The organism is Paracraurococcus ruber (genome assembly GCF_004353985.1).
Lineage (GTDB): Bacteria > Pseudomonadota > Alphaproteobacteria > Acetobacterales > Acetobacteraceae > Paracraurococcus > Paracraurococcus ruber.
Genome location: NZ_SMOA01000299.1, coordinates 1 through 6175, shown reverse-complemented (window position 1 = coordinate 6175; position 6175 = coordinate 1). Strand labels below are relative to the sequence as shown.

The window sequence follows — 6175 nt, the reverse complement described above, 5'->3', positions numbered from 1 at the left end:
GTGATGCTGCCGCGGCACGTGCGGCGGCGATCCGCCGTTCGAGCGCGCTCACCTTCTCCAGCGCCGTATTCCACCGCGCCTCCAACTCCCGCGCGACATGCCGCTTGGCCGGATCCACGAGCTCGTACCTGCGGGCGGCGAGCGAGGCTTCGTAGCGCGCCGCCTCCATGTCGCGCTCGAGCGCCTTGGCCAGCACATCGTCCGTGGCCGATGCCTTCTCCGCCGCTAGCAACGCGGCCTCGACGGCATGTCCTGACACCGCTTCGAGCATGAGAGCCGTGACCGCCTGGTCGACCCGGACACCACCGATCCCGATGCAGAGGCCAGCCCCGACATGTGCATCATCGCCACGGCACTGGTAGCGATGCGCGTGGCCGGATTGAACCCCGTAGAATACCCGCATCATCCGACCGCAACGGCCACAACGAACGAGACCGGTCAGCAGCGCCCGCCCGCCGCGAGCGGCCTTGCGTGAGGCACGCTTCTGCATGTGGGCGTTCTCGCCGAACATGCGCTGGTTCTCCTCGAACTCAGCCCAGCTGATGTAGCCTTCATGGTTATCGCGGATCAGGGCGCCCCATTCCGCCATCGGGCGATCGTGGCCGCTGGTCTTGCGGGCACGACCGTTTTCGACGCGGATGCGGTTGCCGCGCCGCGCGAAGGCATAGGCGCCGGCGTAGATCGGATTGTGCAGGATCTGCACGACCGTGTGGTACGCCGGCGCCCGCCAAGTGATCCGGCAGACCGCGACGTTGCGCTGCACCACAGGGAGCGTGATGCCAGCACTGCGGGCCCAGAGGAACAACTGCCGCGCGCTGCCGAGCTCCCGGTACTTAGCAAACACCATCCGGATGGCGCCGGCGACCCGCTCGTCCGGGTCGAGCTCGATGCGCCCATCCTCGCTCCAGCAGTAGCCCGGTGGCAGGGTGAACTGCAGCGCACCGCGTCGGGCCTTACCGTCGCGTGCCTCAATGCCACGCTGCCGCAGCAGGCTGAGCTCATACTCGCTCATCGTGCCTTTCAGCCCCAGGAGGAGCCGATCGTTGACGAGACGAGGATCGTAAACCCCGTCAGGGTCGATCATCAGCGTCGCGGCAAGGGCACAGAGATCTACCAGGTGGTGCCAATCCCGCCCGTTGCGGGCGAGGCGCGAGGCCTCGATGCAGAACACCGCGCCGACCTCCCCTGCGCAGACCGCCGTCACGAGCCGCTGGAACCCCGGGCGCTCAGCCGCACCCGATCCCGAGCGGCCGAGATCTTCATCGATGATGTTGACAGAGGCAAAGCCGACGACACGCGCCTGGTCAGCCAACGCATACTGCCTGCGCTTGCTCTCCGTGTTGCCCAACACCTGCGCCATGGTCGATTGGCGGACGTAGACGACGGCACTGCGAGCGAGGTGGTCAGCGGTAACCTTGCTGCTCATCGCCGCCTCCTTGCGTCCCCAGGGGCCGACCCAGGGCTGCCAGCAGAAAGTCGGCCAGGGCCGGCACCGCCTCTGCCGGAACCGGCACGGGCGGGGGCCGCAGCTTTGGATCGAGATCGAGCAACAACTGAGTTCTTGGCGGCGGGCGACTCGGCATCGATGGCCTCCTCCACGGGAAGGGGCCGCGACGATGCGAGGCTGCGCTGTCCGTCCGCCGTCACCTTGAGGAGCGCAGCCAGGCTCCCCAGGGCTTCGACCGCCACGTGGGGCGGGCCGAGTTCGGCCATCCCGATGCAGGCCGCCGCATCGCACATCCAGGTCGGCAGGACGCGGCTCCGCCCCGGCTGCTCCTCCAGCCAGTACAGATCGAGCCCATCCTTCGTGAACCGCTGAACGATGGGCAGCTGACGCCCATGCAGCGGATGCCACGGATACTCGATCCGCACCGCTGCATTTCGATATGCCGAATGGAGGTCGTTGTGGCGACCTGCTGAAGATTCTGGTCTGGGACGGTCAGGGCCTGATCCTGGTGGCGAAGCGCCTGGAGAAAGGCCGGTTCGTGTGGCCGCAGGCGCAGAGTGGCGTGGTGACGCTGACGGCGGCGCAGCTCTCGATGCTGGTCGAGGGCATCGACTGGCGCATGCCCGCCTGGACGGCACGCCCGGCAGCGACGGTGTAGCCGATCGGGAATTGCCGCGGTGATCACGTCGCGTAGAATCGTGGCGTGGATGCCGCGTCGTTCGACACGCCTGATGCCGAGATCGCCGCGTTGCGGGCACAGCTCGCAGAGCGCGACGCGCTGTTGGCCGAGCGCGATGCCGAACTGCGCAATGCAGGCTTCGAGATCGAGAAGCTGAAGGTCCAGCTCGCCGCCCTGCGGCGGGATCGCTACGGCAAGTCCTCCGAGAAGCTCGCCACCGAAATCGGCCAGCTCGAGATGCTGATCGGCGATCTCGAGGAGGACCAGGCGCAGGCTGCCGCCGCGGCGGCAGCCAAAACCAAAGCAAAGGGCCAGCCCGGCACGCCGCGCCGCCCCGCAGTGCGCCGGCCACTGCCGGAGCACCTGCCGCGCGAAACCATCCTGCACGAGCCGCTGTTCGCGTGCCGCTGCGGCTGCACCGATCCGAAGCGTCTGACGAAGCTCGGCGAGGATGTCACCGAAGTCCTGGAGAAGATCCCGGCCAGGCTGAAGGTCATCCGCCATGTCCGGCCGCGCTATGCCTGCCGGGCCTGCGAGGCCGTGCTGCAGGCGCCCGCGCCGGGCCTGCCGGTCGAGAAGGGGCGGCCGGGACCCGGCCTCGTCGCGCATGTCCTGGTGTCGAAATACCTCGACGGCCTGCCGCTCTACCGCCTCTCCGCGATCCTCGCGCGCGAGGGGGTGGAAATCGAGCGCCAGACGCTCGCCGACTGGGTCGGCCGCGGTGCCTGGTGGCTGAGCCGTCTGGCCGAGGCGATCGGCGCCTATGCGCTGTCCCACGGCATCATCTGGACCGACGACACGCCGATCGCCGTGCTGGCGCCTGGCCGCGGCCGAACACGCGAGGGCCGGTTCTGGGTCTATGCCTTCGATCCCAGGCCCTGGAAGGGCGCCGGTGCGCCCGCGGCGTTCTACCAGTATTCGCCCGACCGCAAGGGCGAGCGACCACGCGGGCACCTCGAAGGGTTCGAGGGATGGCTGCATGCCGATGGCTACGCGGGCTACGACGCCCTGACCCAGCCGCGCGGCAATCGCCCGCCGCAGATCACCCATGTCGCCTGCATGGCGCATGTCCGGCGCAAACTGTTCGAGGTGTTCGAGGCGACGAAGTCGCCGATCGCCGAGGAGGCATTGCGACGCATCGCCGTCCTCTACGCCATCGAAGCCGAGATCAACGGCATGTCTGCCGAAGCGCGCCACGCAGTGCGGCAGGCCCGCAGCAAGCCGCTGCTCGTCGACCTGCACGACTGGATGCTGGAGCAACGGCGCCGCCTGTCCGGCAAGTCAATCCTCGGCAAGGCCATGCAGTATGCCCTCAACCGCTGGGATGCCCTCGCGCGTTACCTCGAGGACGGCAGGCTCTCGATCGACAATAACCTCTCCGAGCGGCTGCTGAGGGGCATTGCCCTGACACGAAAGAACTTCCTGTTCCTGGGCTCCGACGAGGGCGGCAGGCGCGCTGCGATCATCTACACCGTCGCCGAAACCGCCAAGCTGAACGGGCTCGACCCGGAAGCCTACATCACTGCCGTCATCGATCGCCTCGCCCGCGGCCACACCATCGACCGCCTCGACGAACTCCTGCCCTGGAACTTCAAGTCCAACGCAGCGTCCGCGGGGATCGGCTGACGCATACGAACCTCACCTTCAACGTCGCGGTGCAGCGCAACCTTCCCTTTGACCCGGCGCGCGACCTGCTACCGGTGGCGCAGGTCGCCACCGTTCCCTATGTCGTCGTCGTCCCGTCCGACTTGCCGGTGAGCTCGGTGGCGGAGCTTGTAGCTCTGGCACGCTCGCGGCCCGGGCAGTTGAACGCCGGTACGCCCGGCATCGCTTCGCTGCAACATCTCGCCCTTGAGCTGATGAAGCTGCGCAGCGGTGGGCTCGATATCACGCACATTCCTTTCCGAGGCGGCGCGGAAATCAACCGTGAACTGCTCGGTGGACGTCTACAGATCGGCATCGACACGCTGGTGAGCTTCGGCGCCAGCATCGAAGCCGGACGGCTGCGCGCGCTCGCAACGCTCCACGCCGAACGTCTGCCCACCCACCCGAACCTGCCGACCATCGCGGAGACGCCTGGGCTTGAGGGGCTCGAGGCGTCCGGCTTCATCGGCATCGCCGCACCGGCGGGCATACCCAGTTACGTGGTGGCGATGCTGGAGACGGCGGTGATGGCGGTCATGGCGGACACCGACCTGCCGGCGAGGTTTGCTGCGCAAGGCGTGGTATCGCAGCCAGCCGGTGCTGCCGCATTCGGCGCATTGCTGACCCGTGACCGCGAGAAATGGGCGCGTGTCGTGCGCGAGGCTGGGATCACGCTGGGCTAGGGCATCGCCCTGACACTCGTCGCTGACGAACGAGGTAAGTCTCCTGTTGAGCGACCTTGCGGTCAACAACTGGCTCGGCACGGAATGAGAGGACACTCAGGGCACATAGCCGTGATCCGGGTCGTTGCCGGCGCGGTGCCATAGTCGGTACGGGAGGGAACTGCAATGCATCAGACCTTCGGCCGTCGCCGTTTGCTCGGCGCCTCCGCCCTTGCTGCTCCAATGCTCGCCTGCACGCGTTTGGTCCGAGCCCAGGGCCAAGCCGCGCCAGCGCCACGCATTGAGGTCCCTGTGGTGGACAGCCTGTCCGTCCAGGTGGTGACCGACGGTGCGCATGACATCTTCATCTCCGGCGCCCAGGTACCCGGGATCAAGGTGGAGCGCACCCGCGGCTTTTACGGCGCGCAGCTGAACCGATCACTGCGGAGCGAATGGGGTCTGTCCCTCCATCTCACTGCACACAAGGGCGGCGAGATTCGGCGCTACCTGCTGGATTTTGGCTGGACGCCGGACGTGCTGAACAACAACCTTGACCTACTGCAGGTGGACGTCTCGGCGATCGATGTCCTCATCAGCAGCCATGGTCATTACGACCACATCGGTGGCATGGAGGGCTTCCTTGCGAAGCACCGTGCCGCAATGCGCGACGACCTGCGGCTGTACGTCGGTGGTGAGGACGCCTTCTGCTACCGCCATTCGCGTGCGCCCAACGGCGCCTTCGCCAGCTTCGGGATGCTGGATCGTCGCATGCTGGAGGCGCACCGGGTACGGCCGGTCCTGTCAGAGGAGCCACTGGTGATCGAGGGCATGGGATTCACCACCGGCATCGTGCCGCGGACCAGCCTTGAGCGCGTGCTGCCCGGTAGCTTCGTAGAATTTGGCCAGCGCGACGGGGCCGGCTGCGATGTGGCAAAGTACGCCAGCCATCACTTTACCCCGGCGGAGCTGGCCGGCCAGCCGGTGCCGGACCAGCACCTGCACGAGCACGGCACCTGCTTCCACGTAAAAGACCGCGGCTTGGTGGTCATCACCTCCTGCGGCCATGCCGGAATCATCAACACGGTACGCCGGGCGAAGCAGGTGAGCGGCGTGGACACGGTCTACGCCCTGGTCGGCGGCTTCCATTTGGCGGTAGCGTCGGAAGACTACCTGAACAAGGTAGTGACAGAGCTGAAGACGCTCGATATCCAGCACATCTTCCCCATGCATTGCAGCGGATCGAATTTTCTCGAAGCGGCAAAGCGCGAAATGCCGCAGGCGCTGGTGTTATGCACCACCGGAAGCCGCTTTACCTTCGGGACCTGAAAAGCCAAAAGGCTTGGCTTCCCCGCTGACGCACGCGTCCAGTCCGCTGCATAGCTGGCGAGCGTGGCCGGCGGCAGCACCTGGCGGACATGGCGTGAAATCGGGCAAGCGCTTTTCACCTCTGATAATACGGCCTTACTTGCTACTTGCTCTGGTACAGCAGTCACACGAGTTATTCGATCGCTTGCTTCAAGAGATCAAACCCGCACTGCGTTCTATCACTACCTGTGAAAATCATGACCGGCGCTCTATGCCGATTGTCCTTCGCCGTGGCGACGCGCCACTCACCCTGCACGTGATACAAGAGTTTAGCGACGATCAGAGTTCTTCCCCACGCCGATGCCGGCCCGACGCCAGTCCTCTGCCTCTCGACCCTCCAGCAGCACCGCCACCCGCTCGGCCAAAAATGCTGGTTCA

General features: G+C 66.4%; 5 protein-coding genes. 4 read left to right on the top strand and 1 reads right to left on the bottom strand.

Features of this window, described 5'->3' with window-relative positions:
- Nucleotides 1–1426, bottom strand: a 1426-nt coding sequence (locus E2C05_RS27460) for a recombinase family protein (protein WP_133222837.1), incomplete at its 3' end; no start/stop codon positions are given.
- Nucleotides 1427–1886: 460 nt separating this feature from the next.
- Between E2C05_RS27460 and tnpB the strand changes: the two genes are divergently transcribed.
- The 4 genes from tnpB to E2C05_RS27440 all read left to right on the top strand — a co-directional run bounded on the left by tnpB (nt 1887) and on the right by E2C05_RS27440 (nt 5758).
- Nucleotides 1887–2105, top strand: a complete 219-nt coding sequence (gene tnpB / locus E2C05_RS27455) for an IS66 family insertion sequence element accessory protein TnpB (protein WP_133222836.1) — start codon at nt 1887–1889, stop codon at nt 2103–2105.
- 45 nt (nt 2106–2150) lie between these two features.
- A complete protein-coding gene (gene tnpC / locus E2C05_RS27450; protein WP_133222835.1) occupies nt 2151–3752 on the top strand; it encodes an IS66 family transposase in 1602 nt (533 codons plus the stop codon).
- Nucleotides 3753–3781: 29 nt separating this feature from the next.
- Entirely contained in the window at nt 3782–4453 is a 672-nt protein-coding gene (locus E2C05_RS27445; protein ID WP_158292402.1) for a Bug family tripartite tricarboxylate transporter substrate binding protein, read from the top strand.
- A gap of 165 nt (nt 4454–4618) precedes the next feature.
- Entirely contained in the window at nt 4619–5758 is a 1140-nt protein-coding gene (locus E2C05_RS27440; RefSeq protein WP_133222833.1) for an MBL fold metallo-hydrolase, read from the top strand.
- Nucleotides 5759–6175 lie beyond the last annotated feature (417 nt).

Excerpts from the sequence above, each read along its gene's own strand:
- E2C05_RS27440 (WP_133222833.1), top strand. The coding sequence starts at position 4,619 with ATGCATCAGACCTTCGGCCGTCGCCGTTTGCTCGGCGCCTCCGCCCTT.
- tnpB (WP_133222836.1), top strand. The coding sequence starts at position 1,887 with ATGCCGAATGGAGGTCGTTGTGGCGACCTGCTGAAGATTCTGGTCTGG.